The sequence below is a fragment of the Pedococcus sp. P2_E5 genome, from assembly GCF_056403895.1.
Genome location: NZ_JBFUEP010000011.1, coordinates 47,477 through 62,755 on the forward strand (window position 1 = coordinate 47,477; position 15,279 = coordinate 62,755).

The window sequence follows — 15,279 nt, forward strand, 5'->3', positions numbered from 1 at the left end:
GAGATGGCCCCCACGCTTGCGCGGGGGCCTTTCTCGTCGCTGGGGCAGCGGCTTTCCAGCGCTGGGGCAGGGGATTCCCATCGCTTGGGGCGGGGCCTTTGTCATCCTGCCGCGCGACACGGGTGGCGATCAGAAGGGCGGCGGCTCGTCAGCCCGCGCTCGTCGGCCCGCCCGGCCCGGTCGACGCCGCTCGCAGGTCTGGCCGTAGGTCTGGTCGAGGACCACCACCCTGCCGTGCGTGCTGACGTCCAGCCTCGCGCCGACCCACGCGCCACGGCCGGGTCGAGGGGTCGCACGCTCAGCCGCGCACCTCTGGTGGGCAAGCTCGTCCTCCCATGCGGACCAGATGGGGACCGGCGTGCCTCGGGACACGAGGCCGAGGGGCGGAGGCGGGACTGGCGGAGGCGGGGCTTGGGACGGAATGTCTTCCTGGCGGTTCGCGACCTGGCGATTCTCGAGCTGGAGGAAGTCCTGGGGCAGGGTGGTGCGCAGTCTGCCGAGGGGGTCGGTCCAGGTGACGGTGGCGTCGGGCTCGATGCGGACCCGCCACCGTACGGTCTGCTTGATGCGGTGGTGTCGGCGGCACAGGCACATCAGGTTCGCCGCATGGGTCTGCCCGAAGGGCCAGGGCCGGACGTGGTCGACGTCGCAGAACTGTGCGTTGATCGTGCAACCGGGGAAGCGGCATTGCCCGTCACGGGCCTTGACCAGGTCGATCAGCGCCGCGGGTGGTCGGTAGGCCCTGGACTCGATCGCCCGGTGACCGCGGACCTTGTCAGGATCGGCCGACACGGGCAACAAGGCACCGGTCTCGGCATGGCAGGCGACCACTTCGAGGCGCGCGGCAGACCGGCTCACCGTGGTGCCAGCGTGGTCCGTGGCGCCAACGTCGCCCATGGTGTCCGTGGCATCGGTGCCCTCCGCAGCGTGCGTGGCGTCCGTGGTGTCAGCGGTCCCGGCGTGCGCGGCGTCTGGGGTGTCAGTGGTCTCCGCGGCGCGCGCGGCGTCCGCGAGGCTCGTCACCCATCCGCGCCGCACCTTGGTGGTGCCCGGCATCCCGAGCCCGGCCACCGTTACCAGCGCTTCGTCCTCCCCCTCCGGCGGGGTAGCCGCGTCGGCTGCCTCGGCCGGGACAGCGTCACCGTCGGGATCTGCCGCCGCGCTGGGCTCGGTCTGCTCGGTGGGCTCGGTGGGCTCGTCCGGCTCGGTGGGCTGGTCCGGCTCGGTGAGCTGGTCGGCGGGGACGGCCAGCTGCACGACGAACGTGCCGSTCGCGCGGGCGTGGATCAGGTCCATCAACGCATCCGCGCGGGCCTGCTCCACCCCGACCGCCTTCCCCTCGAGGACGTACTGACGGGCCAGCCCGTCGATCACCGCCCACCCGCTGCGGGACTGCTCGGCCGGGAAGGAACCCATCCAGGTGTCCACCCCCGGCTCGTCCCCGGGCCAGCGGCGCAGGCCCCGCTCGGACCGGGCCCGGGCCGCCTTGGCCCGCACCAGGTCCGGGTCCACCGCCGCCAGCACCCGGCGCACCCGGCGCCGCAACACCGCCGCCGGCTCCGAGCCCAGCGACCCGGCGACCCGGGCCACCACCTGCGCACACACCTCCACCGGCGCGTCCCGCAGCTCCTCGGCCACGACCCGGGCGCGGTACTCATCGAGCCGGCCCGCACCCATCGCCTCGAACACCCCCGGCACCCGGGTCACCACGTCCACCGCCRCCGACAGGCGGCTGCTCGCGACCGCGTCACTGACCCCCAGCTGGTCACTGACCAGGGCCGGGGCGTCCAACCGCTGGTGCCCCARSCCGCGGTGCTGCTCCACCACGGTGCCGTCCTCCAGRCCGACATCCTCGACCGCCGCSACGTGCGCCAGCGCCAGGGTCTGCAGCGCGGTGACCTGGTTGACCAGCGACTGACAGGCACCCACCAGCTCCACCAGCTCACCCAGCGACCGGTCCCGGCCATCGGTGCGCAACCGGTCCAGCTCCGACTGGATCGCCGCAGCAACGGTCGATGATTCGAACATGTGTTCGAGTCTACCTATCGACACCGACACCGACAAGAGGCGCCGGCTAGCGAATTCCGTTGAAACCACAACGAATCCGTGATTCGACGCCGTCCCCGAGTGCACACCACCGCCATTCGCCAGCGAACCCGCCGACAGCCGACGATCAGTGGCGAATGGGCACCGACCGTCCGGCGCACACCGCGGCCCCAGCCGCGGAACTGGCCCTGCGCAGAGTTCCGGGACAGGATGTCAACACATCGCTCGGAGGGAGCACCAACCAGATGGCTCGACAGATCTCGTGGCGCGGAGTGCTGAGCCCTGACGGTCCCGGCGACGGGCGGCCGGAAGCCCAGCGCTTGTGGCGCCCGGGCACTCCAGTGGTCCCGCCGCGCTCGATCGTCGACAGCATTCGGCTCATGCGGTTCGGCGCCGCCCTCGAGGTCGCCGAGATCCTCCGCGGCTTCCTCACGCGGGACCAGCTGCGCGCCGCCATCGTGAACGAAGCCAAGGCCGGCCGGCTGGTGGCGACCGATGCCGACATCGACGGCGTGCTGCGAGTCACCCTCACGGTCACGACAGTCACGGCAGTGCTCGGCTGCGCCCTCTGGCTCTACATGGCCCGCGTCACCGCGCGCGGGTCCAAGTGGGGCCGCATCGTCGCGAGCGTGTTGTTCGCGCTCGCCGTGGCGAGCTTCTTCGGTGGACTGCTGCCCACCGCCGGCCTCTTCGCCCAGACCTTCGCCCTGGCCCTGCTCGTGGTCGGGGCCTGGGCCCTCATCCGCCTGTGGCACCGGGACTCGAGCGCCTACATCAAGTACCAGACCAGCCCCCAGGACTGACCACCGCGGCGTCAGCGCGGCCGTGGACCGCGGACGCCTCCGGCGTTCTCCACGAGCAGGTATGCCGGGTGCTCCAGCACGCTGCCCACCCCCAGCAACCGTCGGCCAGGATCAAGGCCCCGTCGAGGGCACCTCCGCGGGCTGGCGTGAGCCGGAGGCCCTCCTTGGCAAGCTTCGGCTCGGGAACGAGCCCTTCGCAGCTGCCCGTCTGCTCTGGCGGGTCCCAACCCCGTGCCGCACGATGGCGACATGGGCAATGGCGACATGGGCAGCGGCGACATGGGCAGCGGCGCGTACGACGCGGCATACGAGCAGAGCCTCAGGGACCCGGACGGCTTCTGGGGCGAGGCGGCGAAGGCGATCGACTGGATCACTCCCCCGGGGCGGGTGCTGGACGCAGACCGGCCGCCCTTCTACCGGTGGTTCACCGGCGGCACCCTCAACACCTGCTTCAACGCGCTCGACCGGCACGTCGCCGCCGGGCGCGGCGACCAGGCGGCACTTCACTACGACAGTCCCGTCACGGACACCCACGAGACCATCACGTATGCCGCGTTGCTCGATCGCGTCGCGACGTTCGCGGGTGCCCTGGCCTCGCTCGGGGTCGAGAAGGGCGACCGGGTCGTCATCTACATGCCGATGGTGCCCGAGGCGGTCGTCGCGATGCTGGCCTGCGCGCGCCTCGGAGCGGTCCACTCGGTCGTCTTCGGTGGCTTCGCGGCCGCCGAGCTCGCAGCGCGCATCGAGGACGCCAAGCCGGTAGTCATCGTGGCGGCGAGCTGTGGGGTGGAGCCGACGCGAKTGGTCGAGTACAAGCCGCTGCTCGACGCGGCCCTCGACCGCAGCTCGCACAAGCCCGAGTCGGTGATCGTGTTGCAGCGCCGCCAGGCGCGGGCCGCGGTCGGCGAGCGCGATACCGACTGGGAGGAGCTCGACTGGGACGAGCTGGTCGCCGATGCCGAGCCCGCCGACTGCGTCGAGGTCTCGGCGACCGACCCGCTGTACATCCTCTACACCTCGGGCACGACCGGGCGGCCCAAGGGGATCGTGCGCGACAACGGCGGCCACGCCGTGGCGCTGCGCTGGTCCATGGGCAACGTCTTCGGCATCGACCCGGGAGACACGTGGTTCACGGCCAGCGACGTCGGCTGGGTCGTCGGCCACTCCTACATCGTCTACGCACCACTCCTGACGGGCGCGACTTCCGTTCTGTACGAAGGGAAACCGGTCGGCACGCCGGACGCGGGCGCGTTCTGGAAGGTGATCGCCGACCACGGTGTGAAGGCGATGTTCACTGCCCCCACGGCATACCGGGCCATCAAGCGGGACGACCCCGATGGTGAGCTGATGAAGGGTCACGACCTGTCCTGCCTCGAGACCGTGTTCCTCGCCGGGGAGCGGCTCGACCCCGACACCCACGCCTGGGCGACCGAGCGGCTCGGGGTGCCGGTGGTCGACAACTGGTGGCAGACCGAGACGGGCTGGCCGATCGCCGCCAACCTGCGCGGCCTGGAGCCGATGCCGATCAAGCCGGGCTCACCCACCGTCCCCACACCGGGCTTCGACGTGCGGATCCTGGGCGAGCGCGGGCAGGAGCTGCCCGCTGGCGAGGAGGGCGCCATCTGCATCAGGCTGCCCCTGCCCCCGGGCACGTTGCCCACCCTGTGGGGCGACGACGACCGCTACGTCGCGGGCTACCTCTCGGCGTTCGACGGCTACTACCTCACCGGTGACGGCGGGTTGGTCGACGAGGACGGCTACCTCTACGTCATGGGCCGGACCGACGACGTCCTCAACGTCGCCGGGCACCGGCTGTCGACCGGTTCGATCGAGGCCGCCCTGGCGGGTCACCCCGCCGTGGCGGAGTGTGCGGTGATCGGGGTCAACGACGACCTCAAGGGCCAGGTGCCGCGTGCGCTGGTCGTCGTCAAGGCCGGGGTCGACGGGGCGGCCGACGGTGAGCGGATCCGGGCCGAGCTGCACCAGCGGGTCCGTGACGAGGTGGGCGCGATCGCGTCGCTGCAGCGGGTCGACATCGTGATGGCACTCCCCAAGACACGCTCCGGCAAGATCCTGCGCAAGACGATGCGCGAGATCGCCGACGGGAAGACCCCGAACGTGCCGGGCACCATCGAGGACGCGTCGGTCCTTGAGACCCTTGCGCCGGTGCTGCGACCGCCCACCTAGCCTGTCGGTGTGCAGGGCGTACTCAACGGGTTCACGACCATCGGCGTCGTCATCGCCGTCGGCGCCCTGCTCGCCCACCTGAGGATCGTCGATCTCGGGGCACAGCAAGTCCTCTCGCGCATCGCCTTCTTCGTCGCCAGTCCGGCCCTGATGGTGATCACGCTGTCCCGGGCCGACGTGCACCAGGTGCTGTCCGCCAACCTCATCGCCTCGCTGGCGGGCGTGGCCGCGGCGGCTGGCATCTACATCGCACTGGCCCGGCTGGTCTGGCACCGCTCGCTCGGTGACACGACGATCGGCGCCCTGTCCGCGGCATACGTCAATGCCGGAAACCTCGGGATCCCGGTGGCGAGCTATGTGCTGGGCGACGCGGCGTTCGTGGCGCCCACCCTGCTGCTGCAGCTGCTCGTGCTGCAACCGCTGGCGCTGGGCTTCCTCGACGCCGACGCGCACGGGCGGTCGCGGTGGTGGCAGCTGCTGACCCGACCGTTCCGCAACCCGCTGACCGTCGGTTCACTGGTCGGGCTAGGCCTGTCGATCACCGGCTGGACGCTGCCCACCGTGGTCGCCGCGCCACTGGGGCTGCTCGGCGACATGGCGGTCCCGTGCATGCTCGTCGCCTACGGGATCGCGCTGCGGTTGGGTCCGGGGCTGGGCCGGGCCGGGTCGGTGGCCGAGCTCGCGTCGACCTCGGCGCTCAAGCTGTTCGTGCAACCGGCGGTGGCGTGGTTCGTCGCGAGCGTCCTGCTCGGCGTCGACGGGCATGCGCTGCTGGCCATCGTGGTCACCTCGGCGCTGCCCACGGCGCAGAACATCTTCGTGCACGCGACCCGCTACAACCGCGCCACGGTGCTGGCCCGCGACACCATCCTCATCACGACGGTGGGCGCCGTGCCGGTGATCCTGCTGGTCGCCGCCGTCCTCGGCTGAGCCCCTCAGCGGGAACGGCGGGCGGTGCCGAAGATCGAGCGGGTGATCTCGCGACCGAGCACGGTGCCGGCCGACCGCAGCGCCGACTTGAAGGCGCTCGACTTCACGACCTGCTCGACCAAGCCCGGCTCTTCCTTCGGTTGACGGGGAGCGCGGTCCGGTGCCGGCGCCTTGGGGGCCGGGGCGGGGGCTTCCTCGGGGGTGGGCGCCTGCTGCAACCGCGCCTGGAGCTTCTCGTAGGCGGACTCGCGGTCGACCATGGCGGCATACTTCGGCGACAGGGGCGACGCCGCGATGATCTGCTTCACCGTCGCCTCGTCGGACGGGGCCATCAGCGACTGCGGCGCGATCATCCGGGTCCACGCGACAGGTGTCGGGGCGCCCCGCTCGGACAGGACCGTGACCACGGCCTCGCCCGTGCCGAGGGAGGTCAGCAGCTCGGCGAGGTCGTAGCCGCTGTGCGGGTAGGTCGACACCGCTGCCTTGAGCGCCTTCGCGTCGTCGGGTGTGAAGGCCCGCAGCGCGTGCTGGACCCGGTTCCCGAGCTGCGCCAGGACGTCGCCGGGGACGTCCTTGGGTGACTGCGTCACGAAGAAGACGCCGACGCCCTTGGAGCGGATCAGGCGCACGGTCTGCTCGATGGCGTCCTGGAACGCCTTGCTCGCGTCGCTGAACAGCAGGTGGGCCTCGTCGAAGAAGAACACCAGCTTGGGCTCGTCGACGTCCCCGACCTCGGGCAGGTCGTGGAACAGGTCGGCCAGCAGCCACATGAGGAACGTGGAGAACAGCGCCGGCCGGTCCTGGACGGCGGGCAGCTCGAGGCAGGTCACCAGTCCCTTGCCGTCTGCGGCGGTCCGCAGCAGGTCCTGCGTGTCGAACTCGGGCTCACCGAAGAAGGCCTCGGCGCCCTGGTCCGAGAAGGCGATCAGCTCGCGCAGGATCACCCCGGCGGTGGCCGCCGACAGTCCGCCGAGCGACTTGAGGTCGGCCTTGCCCTCGTCGGAGTTGAGGAACGCGATGACCTCGCGCAGGTCCTTGATGTCCAGCAGTGCGAGGCCGTTCTTGTCCGCGTAGTGGAACACCAGGCCGAGGCTGGACTCCTGGGTCTCGTTGAGCCCCAACACCTTCGACAGCAACGTGGGCCCGAACGACGTGATCGTGGCACGGATCGGGATGCCGTTGCCGAGCCCACCCAGGGACAGGAACTCGGTCGGGTATGCCGTGCCGACCCACTGCTGCCCGACGTCCGTCGCGCGGGTGGTGATCCTGTCGTTGGCCGTTCCTGCGGTGGCCATGCCCGACAGGTCGCCCTTGATGTCGGCGAGGAAGACCGGCACACCCTGGCCGGACAGCTGCTCGGCCATGAGCTGCAGGGTCTTGGTCTTGCCCGTACCCGTCGCACCGGCCACGAGGCCGTGCCGGTTGAGCGTCGACAGCGGGATCCGCACTGGCGCATCGGGATGGGCCACGCCGTCGATGACAGCGGCCCCGAAGTGGAGCGCACCCCCCGCGAAGGAGTACCCGGCGCGGATCTCGTCGAGCTGGGCGTTGGGCTCTGCGGGCTGCTCCGGCGTCGCGTTCTCGGTCACGTTCGGCACTCTAGTGCGGGTCCCACACCCCCGGGCAGGTGTCACGACACACGAAGGGCCGACCACACGGCATACGCCTATGGTTGCTGGGTGATCTTCAAGAAGGTGGGCGAGGGCCGGCCGTATCCCGACCACGGAAAACAGACGCCCCGTGACTGGGCGGACGTGCCGCCGCGCCTCGTGCGGCTCGAACAGCTCGTCACCACCAAGCGCACCCTCGACCTCGGCCACCTGCTCGCCGAGGACTCCACCTTCTACGGGGACCTGTTCGCGCACGTCGTCGAGTGGGAGGGGACGCTCTACCTCGAGGACGGCCTGCACCGCGCACTTCGTGCCGCCCTTCAACAGCGTCCTACCCTCCACGCGCGCGTCCTCGTGCTTGACTGACCCCACGCAGCGGGGGCCGCACTGACCCCACGCACACTGGGCCCCGGGTGGAGGTGGGTCGATGAACTACGTCGTGGAGGCCGGCGCCTCGCGTACGCGCCGTGCCCGCCGACGCCGTGCCCTCATCACGCTCGGGATCGTCGCGCTCATGCTCTTCTTTGCCTTCTGGTACGCCTACTCGTACTTCGAGGACAGCGGCAGACCCCGGGCAGCGCCTAGCTCGACMTGCACGGCGACGTCCGGCGTGAGGGTTCCCTCGCAGGTCACGGTGAACGTCTACAACGCCACCGATCGCACGGGACTGGCGGCCAAGACCGCGTCCGACGTCCGCAAGCGTGGGTTCAAGGTGTCGGCCGTGAGCAACGACCCGCTCCAGAGGAAGGTCGCCGTCGCCGCGGAGGTGCGCTACGGCGCCACGGGGACCGCGTCGGCCAAGCTGGTGCTGGCCCTGGTCAAGGGATCCAAGGGCATCAAGGACAGTCGCACCGACTCCTCGGTCGACCTCGTCCTGGGCGCCAAGTTCACCGCCCTGACGGCACCACCCAAGGCGACGGCCACCACGACGGCACCCAGCTCGTCCGGCTGCTGAGCCGCGCCGGTCGAGTCGGCCGAACGCCCTCACGTCCGACCGCCTGTTGGTCTGACGCCTGTCTGTCGGACCGCCGGTCTGTCGGACCGCCCGTCTGGTCGGACCGCCCGCTCGCCTCACCTGTCGGGACGGCCGGTGACAAGCGCGGCAGCGCCACCCACACTGACGACGTGGAACCGATGACGGCCGTCCGCGCCCAGGTGGCGGACTCCTGGGTCAGGTCCGCCGCCGCCGGTGTCGAGGCCGACCGGGTGGAGGCGCCGATCACGCTGCCCGCCGACGCCCTGCGCGACCACCGCGAGGCTCATCCGCTGGCCCAGGTCTTCCCACTGCTGGACGACGTGCTCGGCCGGGCAGCCCGCGACTGCGACGCGATCATGGCCGTCTCCGACGCCGCCGGCCAGCTGCTCTGGGTCTGCGGCACCCCGAGCGTGCTGCGCCGGGCCGAGAGCATCGGCTTCGTCGAGGGCAGCAACTGGGACGAACGGCTCGCCGGCACCAACGCGCCGGGCATGGCGCTGGCCCTCGACCAGCCCGTGAACATCATCGGAGCGGAGCACTTCCGCCGGTCGGTGCAGCGGTGGAGCTGCGCCGCGACCCCGATCCACGACCCCACCACGGCCACCCTGCTCGGCGTCCTCGACATCACCGGCGGCGAGCAGATCGTCGTGCCGCAGACGATGGCGATGGTGCGGGCCGCCGCGAGGATGGCGGAGGCAGAGCTCGCCCGCGAGCTGATGACCCGCGCCAAGGAGCCTTCCCGACCCAGCCACGCGGGGATCGCCCTGTCGCTGCACGGCCTCGGCCGCAACGACGCGCTGCTCACCGTCGACGACGGACGTGGCGCGAGCAGGACGCTGCGGCTCAGTCCGCGGCACAGCGAGATCGTGCTCCTCCTGGCCGCCGCGCCGCGAGGCCTGTCCGGCGACGAGCTCGCCGTGCTCCTCTACGAGGATGACGTGAGCACGTCCACCCTGCGCGCCGAGCTCAACCGGCTCCGCGCCCTGCTCGGCGAGGACGTGCTGGCGTCGCGCCCCTACCGCCTGGCCGCAGAGGTGACCGCCGACTGGCTCGCGGTGGAGGCGCACCTCGCCGCCGGGTCCGTCGACGTCGCCCTGCGGTCCTACCTCGGCCCACTGCTGCCGCACTCGACCGCGCCCGGCGTCACGCGGCTGCGCAACAACGTCGAGGGCCAGCTGCGGCGGGCCGTGCTCGCCAGCCGCGAGCCGGACCTCATGTCCACCTGGACCCGGTCGGCCTGGGGCGCGGACGACTACGAGGTGTGGACGGCGCAGATGGCGTGCCTGACGGCGTCCTCGCCGCTGCGCCCCCTCGTCGCCGGACAGATCGCCCGCCTGGACCGCGAGCACGGCATCTGACGCCTGCCCGCCGCGCGGCATACCCCCTGTAGTTCTGCGCCGTGCAACGTCGTCGCAACGTTGCGCTGCCTAACGTCGGGCCGACCCCACAGCGGGGCACCACCAAAGACGTTGGGAGAACAGCGATGACGGTCTACGCACCCCCCGGAACCGAGGGCTCGAAGGTCACGGTCGAGCCACGCTACGGGCACTTCATCGGCGGGAACTGGGTCGAGCCCAAGAAGGGCGAGTACTTCGAGAACATCTCACCCGTGACCGGCCGGGCCTTCACCGAGGTCGGCCGCGGCACCGCCGAGGACATCGAGGCGGCCCTGGACGCCGCCCATGCTGCGGCACCGGTCTGGGGGAAGACCTCGCTGGGCGAGCGGTCGCTGGTCCTCAACAGGATCGCCGACCGGCTCGAGGAGAACCTCGAGATGCTCGCCATCGCCGAGACCTGGGACAACGGCAAGCCGGTCCGCGAGACCTTGGCCGCCGACCTGCCGCTGGCCATCGACCACTTCCGCTACTTCGCCGGCGTGCTGCGCGGCCAGGAGGGGTCGAGCAGCGAGATCGACGAGAACACCGTGGCCTACCACTTCCACGAGCCGCTGGGCGTGGTCGCGCAGATCATCCCCTGGAACTTCCCGATCCTCATGGCGACGTGGAAGCTCGCCCCCGCACTGGCCGCGGGCAACGCCGTGGTGCTCAAGCCGGCGGAGCAGACGCCTTGGTCGATCCTCAAGGTGCTCGAGCTGATCGGTGACCTCATCCCGGCCGGGGTACTGAACGTGGTCAACGGCTTCGGCGTCGAGGCCGGCAAGCCGCTCGCGTCGTCTCCCCGGGTCGCCAAGGTGGCCTTCACCGGCGAGACGACGACGGGTCGGCTGATCATGCAGTACGCCTCGCAGAACATCATCCCGGTGACCCTCGAGCTCGGCGGCAAGAGCCCGAACGTCTTCTTCGAGGACGTGGCCGAGAGCAGCGACGCGTTCTACGACAAGGCGCTCGAGGGCTTCTCGATGTTCGCGCTCAACCAGGGCGAGGTCTGCACCTGCCCCTCGCGGGCGTTGGTCCAGCAGTCGATCTACAGCGACTTCGTCGGCGACGCCATCGAGCGCGTGGAGAAGATCACCCAGGGGAACCCGCTCGACACGACCACCATGATCGGCGCGCAGGCCAGCAACGACCAGCTCGAGAAGATCCTGTCCTACCTCGACATCGGCCGGCAGGAGGGCGCCAAGGTCCTCACCGGCGGCGAGCGCAACATCCTCGACGGCGACCTCGCCGAGGGCTACTACGTCACCCCGACGGTGTTCGAGGGCAGCAACTCGATGCGGGTCTTCCAGGAGGAGATCTTCGGACCGGTCGTCTCGCTGACGAGCTTCACCGACGAGGCGCAGGCGCTCGAGATCGCCAACGACACCCTCTACGGGCTCGGCGCCGGCGTGTGGACCCGCGACGGCTCACGGGCCTACCGGATGGGGCGCGGCATCAAGGCCGGGCGCGTGTGGACCAACTGCTACCACCAGTACCCGGCGCACGCCGCGTTCGGTGGCTACAAGCAGTCCGGCATCGGCCGCGAGAACCACAAGATGATGCTCGACCACTACCAGCAGACGAAGAACCTCCTCGTCTCCTACTCGCCCGACGCGCTCGGGTTCTTCTAGGCCGGCGTGGACACGACCCAGCACAGCCGGGTCGACTTCACCGGTGAGGCGGCGGACCTGCTCCGCCGCCTCACCGCGAAGCACGGCCCGCTGATGTTCCACCAGTCCGGAGGGTGCTGCGATGGCAGCTCCCCGATGTGTTACCCCGCAGGCGAGTTCATCACCGGCGACGCCGACGTGCTGCTCGCCGAGCTCGCAGTGGGTGGGATCCTGAACCCCGTCGAGTTCTGGATGTCCTTGTCGCAGTATGCCTACTGGAAGCACACCCACCTCACCGTCGACGTGGTCAAGGGCAGGGGCAGCGGCTTCTCCGTCGAGGCCCCCGAGGGCGTTCGCTTCCTCATCCGCTCGCGCCTCATGTCCGAGGACGAGCTACGCGCCTTCGACCTGCTGTGAGGTCACCACAGACGGAGGTATGCCGCGTGCGCGCCCGGCCGCGCGGCATACCTCTTCGTCGTAGGCTCGGCCCATGATCACGGTGGAGCTGTCGCGCAGCCTCAGCCAGGGCGGCGTGCTCTGGGAACCCACGCCGGGCGACCGGTTCACGATCGACCAGCCCAACATCGTCGGCGAGGTGTTCTGGATCAGCCACCTGACCATCGACGTGCACACGTTCAAGGGGCAACCGCTGCTGGGCTTCAACGGCACCACCGAGTGGGCGCTCGACTCCGTCACCCTCGACACCGCGCTGTGGATGCCGCGGGAGGACCAGCTGCGGGCCCTGCTGGGCGACCGGTTCGCTGGGCTGCACCGCGACGGCAACGACTGGATCGTGCAGGTGGACAGCGAAGGGGGCCGGGGCACCTTCAGTGACCCCGACCCCGAGTGCGCCTATGCGCTGGCGCTGTTGAGCGTCGTGTGACCAACCCCTAGTGCGTGGTCGCCATGGTGCCCCTGTGGTGCGATCTGGTGACCTGCAGATCCGCGGCGCCGACGACGAGGACGACCGCGCCGGCGATCCACGCGGTCCACGAGATCGGACGGGTGCCGCTGAACCCCATCACCCACGGAGCGGCGATCATGAGGGCGCCCATGAGGGCGGTGAGCCCCTCGACGGACAGCATGTCCGGCCTGACCAGCTCGATCAGGGCGAGGACTGCGGTGATGGCACCAAGCACGACCATGGTTGTGGTCGCCCGGTCCGTCGTGGTGGTCCACAACGGCGAGAGGGCTGCATAGGCGCCAGCGATCAGAGCAACGAGATCCTGTGGATGGGTCCATCGCTTCATGGTTGTCACAACCAGCTTTCCTTGAAGTTGGTCCGTCGATCCGAGGCGGGCCGAACACTTCGATTGTCTTCCCTCCCAACGGGGTTGGCAATGATCCGCCGGTCTGCCTAGTCGGTCGAGCCCATCCGCCTAGTCGGTCGAGCCCATCCGCCTGAGCGTGGCGAGCCGCCGCTCGTACTCCTGCTCGTCGATCTCACCAGCCGCGTAGCGCTCGGCGAGCCTGGCCTCCCCGGCGCGCGTGCCGGCGTGGCCCTGGAACTGCCTCCAGCGACGCATTCCGAAGAACCGGAACGTGGCGATGATGCCGATGATGAACAGCAGCCACAGGAAGGGGAAGATCGGCCACCAGGGGCCGGGGCCGTTCCAGTGGTCGTCGTGGGCGGCCAGGCTGGCCGCGGTCGCGGCGCTGGCGATGATGCTCGTCATGGTGACTCCTTGGTCGGATTGGGCTGACACCTCAATCCTTCGACGGGAGAGCACTTCCCGAATCCCACCGGGGGCGACACCTCGGCTGCTCCCCACGAGGTAGTCCGTCGGCCGCCTGGGCTACTCCGACCATCCCGGGCGCACGAGGCCGGACTCGTAGGCCAGGACCACGAGCTGGGCACGGTCGCGGACCTGGAGCTTGACCATCGACCGGCTGACGTGGGTCTTGGCGGTCGCCGGACTGAGGAACAGCCGCTGGGCGATCTCGTCGTTGGTGAGGCCCTCCCCCACCAGTGCGACGACCTCGCGTTCGCGGTCGGTGAGCTCGCCCAGGCGGTTGGCCGCGGGCGATGCGTTGGGTCGGCTGCGGGTGGCGAACTCCCCGATGAGTCGACGCGTCACGCCCGGGCTCAGCAGCGCGTCACCGGCGGCGACTGCGCGGATCCCCCGCAGCAGCTCCGCGGGTTCGGTGTCCTTGACGAGGAAGCCGCTGGCGCCGATCCGGACCGCCTCGAAGACGTACTCGTCGAGGTCGAACGTCGTCAGCATGACCACCCGCGTGCCCGAGAGTCGCTCGTCGGCGGCGATCTGACGGGTGGCCTCCAGGCCGTCTGTTCCGGGCATCCGGATGTCCATGAGCACGACRTCGGGCGAGGTGGCACGGACGACCGCGACCGCCTCGACGCCGTTGGACGCCTCACCCACCACGTCGATGTCGTCCTCGGCGTCGAGCAGCGCGCGGATCCCTGCCCGCAGGAGCGCCTGGTCGTCGGCCAGCACCACCCGGATCACAGCGGGGCACCCGTCGGGAGGTCGGCCTCGACGCGCAGTCCGCCACCCGGAGCGGCAACCACCCGGAGCTCGCCGCCCAGGGCGCGAGCGCGCTCCTGCATGCCGCTGATCCCGTTGCCCTGCACCAGGTTCGACAACCGTGGGCCTCCGTCGCCGTCGTCCTCGATCGTGACCGAGAGCACGTCCTCACCGTAGTCGAGCGAGACCGTGGCCCGCGTCGCGTGCGCGTGCCGCACGATGTTGGTGATCGCCTCCTGCACGACCCGGTATGCCGCGAGCTCGACTGCCGCGGAAAGTGGCCTCGGCTGCCCGGTCACCGTCTTGGTGACCCGTAGGCCCGCATGGCCGCTTCGCTCCACGATGTCGTCGAGCCCGGCGAGGTTGGCCACCGGAGAGCGCGGCGCAGGGGCACCGTCGAGGCGCAGGACGTCGATGAGGGACCTGAGCTCGCCGAGGGCCTCCTTGCTCGCGTCGCGGATGGCGACCAGGGCGGGCTCGACCTGCTCGGGCCGGCGATCGGCCAGGTGCAGGGCGACGCCGGCCTGGACGTTGATGAGCGACATGTGGTGCGCCACGACGTCATGCAGCTCCTGCGCGATCCGCAGTCGCTCCTCCCCCGCCTGCCGAAGCCTCGTCTCACGCGCTGCCTGACGGAAGGTCGCCGCTCGCTCCCGCCAGCTGTGCACCACCTCAGCGGCTGCGAGCACCACGAGCGTCCACGCGAGGAGTCCGCCCTGCGCCGGCCACGACCACTGCGCCTTGTCGAACGCGAGCCGACCCACGGCGTCGCCGGCGATCACCGCGGCAGCGCCCAGCCAGGCGACCACTCGGTGACCGCGGACGACCGTGGCCACGAGCCCGATCGCGAGGCCGAGGAACACCGGCCCGTAGGCGTAGCCCCGGGCAAGGTAGACCGCCGTCGCCGCGGCGATCGCGGCCATGGTCTGCACGGGGAACCGGCGAAGCACCGTGATCGCCGCAGGCGCGACGAGGAGCAGGACGACAGCCAGTGCGTCGAGCGACCTCCGGGCGGGCTGGGCGTGGGATGCGCCTGCGCTGCCGCCGAGCTGGACCACTGCGACCACGAAGGCCAGGACATATCGCGCCACCGGAAGTCCACCCCGGTGCGACCACTCCTCCCGACCACGCATCCACGGGGGACCCCAGGGCAGGTCGGCGGGCTCACGCATACCGCCAGCGTAGGCAACGCCGCACCCCGGAGGCGTCCCCCACAGGGGGCACCGCGGCATACCTCCTCGGGCGTAGCCGACAG

15 protein-coding genes are annotated in these 15,279 nt (G+C 70.7%); 9 read left to right on the plus strand and 6 right to left on the minus strand.

All coding sequences use genetic code 11. The features are described 5' to 3' along the window. Positions 1-129: 129 nt before the first annotated feature. Entirely contained in the window at positions 130-2,028 is a 1,899-nt protein-coding gene (locus tag AC1DVZ_RS05420) for an HNH endonuclease signature motif containing protein (RefSeq protein ID WP_477617158.1), read from the minus strand. A 263-nt stretch (positions 2,029-2,291) separates the two neighbouring features. Between AC1DVZ_RS05420 and AC1DVZ_RS05425 the strand changes: the two genes are divergently transcribed. The 3 genes from AC1DVZ_RS05425 to AC1DVZ_RS05435 all read left to right on the plus strand — a co-directional run bounded on the left by AC1DVZ_RS05425 (position 2,292) and on the right by AC1DVZ_RS05435 (position 5,966). Further along, on the plus strand, positions 2,292-2,849 hold the full coding sequence (locus tag AC1DVZ_RS05425; RefSeq protein ID WP_477617160.1) for a hypothetical protein: 558 nt from the start codon (positions 2,292-2,294) through the stop codon (positions 2,847-2,849). Between the two features lie 279 nt (positions 2,850-3,128). Next, entirely contained in the window at positions 3,129-5,036 is a 1,908-nt protein-coding gene (locus AC1DVZ_RS05430) for a propionyl-CoA synthetase (RefSeq protein WP_477617187.1), read from the plus strand. Positions 5,037-5,045: 9 nt separating this feature from the next. Next, positions 5,046-5,966: an AEC family transporter gene (locus tag AC1DVZ_RS05435; protein WP_477617162.1), complete on the plus strand. Its 921-nt coding sequence runs from the start codon at positions 5,046-5,048 to the stop codon at positions 5,964-5,966. A gap of 5 nt (positions 5,967-5,971) precedes the next feature. Here AC1DVZ_RS05435 and AC1DVZ_RS05440 read toward each other — a convergent pair whose 3' ends face one another. Beyond that, positions 5,972-7,555, minus strand: coding sequence for a helicase HerA-like domain-containing protein (locus AC1DVZ_RS05440; protein WP_477617163.1), 1,584 nt, complete (start codon positions 7,553-7,555; stop codon positions 5,972-5,974). Between the two features lie 90 nt (positions 7,556-7,645). On the opposite strand from AC1DVZ_RS05440, the gene AC1DVZ_RS05445 reads away from it, so the two are divergent. The 6 genes from AC1DVZ_RS05445 (at position 7,646) to AC1DVZ_RS05470 (ending at position 12,421) form a co-directional block, all read left to right on the plus strand. Then, positions 7,646-7,942: a type II toxin-antitoxin system VapB family antitoxin gene (locus AC1DVZ_RS05445; RefSeq protein ID WP_179421136.1), complete on the plus strand. Its 297-nt coding sequence runs from the start codon at positions 7,646-7,648 to the stop codon at positions 7,940-7,942. Between the two features lie 61 nt (positions 7,943-8,003). Next, a complete protein-coding gene (locus AC1DVZ_RS05450) occupies positions 8,004-8,531 on the plus strand; it encodes a LytR C-terminal domain-containing protein (protein WP_477617164.1) in 528 nt (175 codons plus the stop codon). A 179-nt stretch (positions 8,532-8,710) separates the two neighbouring features. Continuing rightward, a complete protein-coding gene (locus tag AC1DVZ_RS05455) occupies positions 8,711-9,910 on the plus strand; it encodes a GAF domain-containing protein (RefSeq protein WP_477617188.1) in 1,200 nt (399 codons plus the stop codon). 125 nt (positions 9,911-10,035) lie between these two features. Beyond that, complete coding sequence (gene exaC / locus AC1DVZ_RS05460) at positions 10,036-11,559, plus strand: acetaldehyde dehydrogenase ExaC (RefSeq protein ID WP_477617165.1); 1,524 nt, start codon at positions 10,036-10,038, stop codon at positions 11,557-11,559. 6 nt (positions 11,560-11,565) lie between these two features. Further along, positions 11,566-11,955 carry a DUF779 domain-containing protein gene (locus AC1DVZ_RS05465; protein ID WP_477617166.1) on the plus strand — a complete coding sequence of 130 codons (390 nt, stop codon included), beginning with the start codon at positions 11,566-11,568 and terminating at the stop codon, positions 11,953-11,955. 73 nt (positions 11,956-12,028) lie between these two features. Beyond that, positions 12,029-12,421, plus strand: a complete 393-nt coding sequence (locus AC1DVZ_RS05470; protein ID WP_477617168.1) for a hypothetical protein — start codon at positions 12,029-12,031, stop codon at positions 12,419-12,421. 7 nt (positions 12,422-12,428) lie between these two features. On the opposite strand, the gene AC1DVZ_RS05475 is transcribed toward AC1DVZ_RS05470, so the two are convergent. The 4 genes from AC1DVZ_RS05475 to AC1DVZ_RS05490 all read right to left on the minus strand — a co-directional run bounded on the left by AC1DVZ_RS05475 (position 12,429) and on the right by AC1DVZ_RS05490 (position 15,196). After that, the gene (locus tag AC1DVZ_RS05475) at positions 12,429-12,788 is read right to left on the minus strand and encodes an SPW repeat protein (protein WP_477617189.1); all 360 of its coding nucleotides are present in this window, start codon (positions 12,786-12,788) and stop codon (positions 12,429-12,431) included. A gap of 129 nt (positions 12,789-12,917) precedes the next feature. Next, complete coding sequence (locus tag AC1DVZ_RS05480; protein WP_477617169.1) at positions 12,918-13,214, minus strand: SHOCT domain-containing protein; 297 nt, start codon at positions 13,212-13,214, stop codon at positions 12,918-12,920. 120 nt (positions 13,215-13,334) lie between these two features. Further along, positions 13,335-14,006 (minus strand): response regulator, encoded by a 672-nt coding sequence (locus AC1DVZ_RS05485; RefSeq protein ID WP_477617170.1) that lies wholly within the window; start codon positions 14,004-14,006, stop codon positions 13,335-13,337. Further along, a complete protein-coding gene (locus AC1DVZ_RS05490) occupies positions 14,003-15,196 on the minus strand; it encodes a sensor histidine kinase (RefSeq protein ID WP_477617171.1) in 1,194 nt (397 codons plus the stop codon). The genes AC1DVZ_RS05485 and AC1DVZ_RS05490 overlap by 4 nt, the downstream gene beginning before the upstream one ends. Positions 15,197-15,279 lie beyond the last annotated feature (83 nt).